The sequence below is a fragment of the Microcystis sp. genome (assembly GCF_048564745.1).
In the GTDB taxonomy this organism is placed as follows: Bacteria; Cyanobacteriota; Cyanobacteriia; order Cyanobacteriales; family Microcystaceae; genus Microcystis; species Microcystis ichthyoblabe_A.
Window position 1 is genome coordinate 1 of the sequence record NZ_JBLZRT010000011.1, and the last position, 4,276, is coordinate 4,276.

Annotated in this window: 3 protein-coding genes; all 3 read right to left on the reverse strand. The window is 38.3% G+C overall.

Translation table 11 applies throughout. The features are described from left to right. Positions 1 to 818: 818 nt before the first annotated feature. From ACOCD9_RS01360 to ACOCD9_RS01370, 3 genes are read right to left on the reverse strand one after another with little or no spacing between them, the layout of a single operon-like run. Complete coding sequence (locus ACOCD9_RS01360; RefSeq protein ID WP_287702640.1) at positions 819 to 2,021, reverse strand: glycosyltransferase family 1 protein; 1,203 nt, start codon at positions 2,019 to 2,021, stop codon at positions 819 to 821. A 5-nt stretch (positions 2,022 to 2,026) separates the two neighbouring features. After that, on the reverse strand, positions 2,027 to 2,926 hold the full coding sequence (locus tag ACOCD9_RS01365) for an FkbM family methyltransferase (protein WP_287702638.1): 900 nt from the start codon (positions 2,924 to 2,926) through the stop codon (positions 2,027 to 2,029). Between the two features lie 6 nt (positions 2,927 to 2,932). Further along, positions 2,933 to 3,682, reverse strand: coding sequence for a class I SAM-dependent methyltransferase (locus ACOCD9_RS01370; RefSeq protein WP_287702636.1), 750 nt, complete (start codon positions 3,680 to 3,682; stop codon positions 2,933 to 2,935). Between the last annotated feature and the right edge of the window lie 594 nt (positions 3,683 to 4,276).

Below are 4,276 nucleotides of genomic sequence, written 5' to 3' on the forward strand. Positions count from 1 at the left end.
GAAAATTCCCCAAGCTCCCTCTCTGTCCAGCAATGCTCTAAAGTTGATAAATATCAATCTAACAAAAACTCAAAGCCCTATTGTACAAGCTTTACAAGCATGAGTTGTTGATAGTTTTGCATGACAGGTTCGGTAGAGCCAAATTTGTCAAGTATCATAAGTAAAATACTCTGGTTTTTGGCTATTATATCAAATCTTAACTCTATTGTCTATCTTTTGGTATTAACCCGTTTGTGCCTCAAGTCCTTCTCTGTATAGATTTCAGCTATTTTTGGGCGTAGGCACTCTCATCGAATTTTATTTTAAGTTAATTATTTGCATAACAATTCCCGAAGAGCCAACATATATTTAAAAGCTTGGCGGTCACTTCTCATTTTACCTGACAGTGATCGCTTTTACTTTTGACATTCTGATGGGTGAATGAAACAGCCCTACCCTAGCTGGCACTGAGAAAACCCTCACCAGCTAAGTATTTTTACTCAAGTCTCTAGAGGGGGACGACCAATGTGACAGTTAAGGGTGCGGAATGTGGGATACTATCTATAGCGTTTCCTGTTCGCACGAGGTACATTATCGATGTTAAAAAGCTTAATCAGCAAAGGTCTAAAGGTGCCACACAGGTGTGAGAACTGCTATATCTAGGGCTTAAGGATTACTTTATTCTCAATAAGCTCTGCTTCTTGCTGTGACTAATTACAAAAATGTTATATCATTTTTCAAAAGTAATGACAGACTTAGTTGATCATTTCAAAGCGTAATCCCTCTCGGAGAAAGGAATTGCACTTTCAGATGTTAGTCACGACTATTGAAAATTGGTATTACAGCAATTTTACGAGTTCTTGAAAAGCCGATTGTAAACGAGTAATCGAGTGTAACTGCCTATAACTATCAAAATCTGGCTCGATCGAGAGCCTACCACTAGAGAGTTCCGTCCGCAATTGTTCTAAAAGACTGACACACTGAGCAATATTTCCCGCCTCAATTGTGTATCCTAAATGAAACTTTTTGACTCTTTCTCCTATACAGTATTGCTGGTTGGCGATCACGAGTTTCTGAAAACAAGCTGCTTTGATGAGCGTGTTACTACTATAGGGAAAATTTTCTCGTACAGCAAACAAAACATCAGAGATTTTGACCAAAGCATTAAATTGCGACTCGCCAGGAATTTTCGTCAGATAAAAAAAACAATTCTCTGGTTCTGAGCAAAAAAATGATTTAATTGTCTCGATTTCTTGAGTTTTAATCCCTACTGTTGATAGATTTCCTGCAAAAACAAATAACCAACCTTCGGGAAATCGCCTAGATAATTCTACAAAAGTTGACAATCCTTTGTACTCACTCAAGCTTCCGAGCAAACTTATTATTCTTTTGCCCCTAGCTTTAGCGGCAATATCTTTGACTATCTGCCAATCTAAATCTGGGGGCGATTCATCGGCAAAATCAGGAAAAGCTATGACTGGTTTAGCGATTTTTCCTTGAAGTCTATCGGCAATACCTTCGTCTAGCACCGCGACACCTGGACAGTGCTTAGATTTCAAGACCGCAAGGGGATCGAGAATACCTCGCCGAATTTGCTGATATTTCAGAGTTTTCCGCAGGGATGGTTGAAAATACAATCCAGACCAAGGATAGGGAAAAATGCGATCGCTGGTAGCTGCCGTTAAATAAAGAGCCAAATAACTGTCCAGCCAGGCAAAAAAGGTTAAATCTGGTATTTTGCCCAGTTTTGTGGCGATTTTTTCCATAATCTTCGCCACTTGTTGCCAACGAGCGATCACCAATTTTCGCAGCTGCCATAGCCGTAGAGGGAAGTAGGGTAATAGGGGTTCATTTAGTTCAAAGCAGTGAAGACGATTAGTCAACTCTGGACAACAGCCAATAATCCATTGATTTACTTCTTCTGGTGCGGGACAAAGGACAATTACCTCATGTCCCAATTCTAGCAATGTCTTGGCGAAAAACTTCAGGTAGGTGGGGTGGTGGCCTCCCCACAGGGGATCAACTAGGGCGATGGTTTTCAAGGCTTTTAACTCTGCTTAGATTTCTGTGATACAGCTACGAACATATGATTGCCTATACTAACCTTACTTATGTCATTTTCAAGCAATGGCTCAAGCTGGCCGTAGGAACCCAGTTTAAACCAATTATAGCCACAATCTTTAAGCATTAAGATAATGTCTGAAGGGTGATAACCAAAGGCTTTTGACATTTCATCGGTAATTTCTATTAAAAGTCGAGAGATTTTTTGGGATTGAAACATTTCCAGCATTCCCTTAAGTACAAGGTATTCTCCGCCTTCAACATCAAGTTTCATTAAATCTATATGCTGTACATTATTCTTTTGTAACCAGGTATATCCCTGAAAAAGTTGAACTGGTATTGTCTTAAATTTATCGGGAGCTGCTGAAGGATGAATAATCTTGCCCAATGAGTTATAAACTTCCATTCCAGGTGCGCCTGAATTGAATTCTACAATCTCATCTTTTTCTCCAAAACCTGCCTGATGTATTTCAAGGTTATTAAATTTGTTCAACTCCTTATTTTTTTTCAGTAGATTGAAGGCAAAGTCTCCCGGTTCAAAAGCTATAACACGACCGCTTGGAGTTACTATTTTAGAGCAAAACAGCGAGAAGTAGCCAATGTTAGCACCAATATCCAGAAAAGTTTGTCCAGGTTTGAGATGATCGCCGATGAAATCAAGTGATTCAGGTTCAAATATATATTTAGTATAGCCAATTTTAAAGTACATATCTGGGTGAATTACCATTGGCAGATTGATTCCTGGCATTACATCCACCAACTCTTGACCTTTGGCTTTTGCCGATTCTAATTTAAGCTGATTTTGCCGAAAAAGATTTTGATCTAACTGCAATCGTCGGGCTATTGCTCTTGTTAACCTTCTTGAAAAAAATTTTAGGTTGTTCATGCAATGTCAGTTATGTCTTACTTGGTGTTGTATAAGTTCATCTGTCAACATTTCATTGTCAAGTTTAGTCCTCGAAGCAATAAATATAGAACGACTCAAACCTTGATGTTTTTCTGGATGATTCCAGTCTAGAGGAAATTCCTCATGATTAGGTTGTGTTCTAGGGATGTAAACATAATCAAAATGATTTTGTAAACGAGAAAATATCCATCGTCGTGTTGGACGACATCCCACACCAGAAAAAGCCTGAGTAGGGTTAGCTTGTATTTCTTTAACAGGGTTTATCTGTTCACTATCACCAAAAGAAACACAAGTTTCTAAAAAAAGAATTTTTTGACAAGATTGACTGAGAAAATCCAAGGCCACATCAGGATTTTTCAAATGGTAGAGTAATCCATAGCAATGAACTACATCAAATGGACTATTTTCAATTGGCTGAGGAGAATCCAAATCTAATCTCAAGATATTAACTCCGGGGTAACGCAAGACAAGATAATCAAGATTATCTTGTCTTGTTTCTGTTATCGTAATTTGGCACTCTCTGTCTAGATAGTAATGAGAGTGATCACCTATCCCTGCTCCCACTTCAAGTACTGACATACCTCTTACAGGTATGTTAAGGCTGGCCAAATGTTCAAGTCGTCTTGCATTATGCCTTAAATAAGCATTTGAGTGAAAGTGAAAAACAGGATCATTATTTTTGACTATTTTGTATCTCAGGTATTTAAAAGTCTTCTGAATAATATTTTTGAACATGACTTAAATCCTCTAAGGTTTCTATGTTTATTTTTATTTGAATATATGGGCTTTTTAGTAACTCAAAAGCTTTCTAGGAAAAAAAATTCAAGAATTTTTTCTAAAAATCGTGGTTACTGTTTAGAGGGTTAGGGAGTAAATAAGATTTTAGCCTTCCCCCTATAAAACTGGGCGGCTAAAGTCACAGCAGTGCGATAACGTGTCTGAAACCCGCCTTGTTCCCAATACCTTCCCAAACTTCCATCCTATTGTATCACACCTACTGTTCAATGACAACCTCGGCTTGTAAATGATTATATGGCAGATGAAAGATTCCACAGAAGATAAGTAGTCGTGCAAAATTAATTTCCTAGTCGAGACAGGAGACAGGAGACGGGAGACGGGAGACAGCTATTAGGGATCGGATTTGAGTTTTCAGTTCACTGTTTCCTCACACCAGAAGCCTGACGGAGTAGTAGACCTCTTGCATAAATCCGAAAACAAACGATAGAAACAATAATGGGAGGGACTTTCAGTTAATTATTTATTAGTAGTTGATAATCTTCAAAAATGTTGCTGTACAAGGATCGACTTAAGACTTTTGCAAGAGGTCTA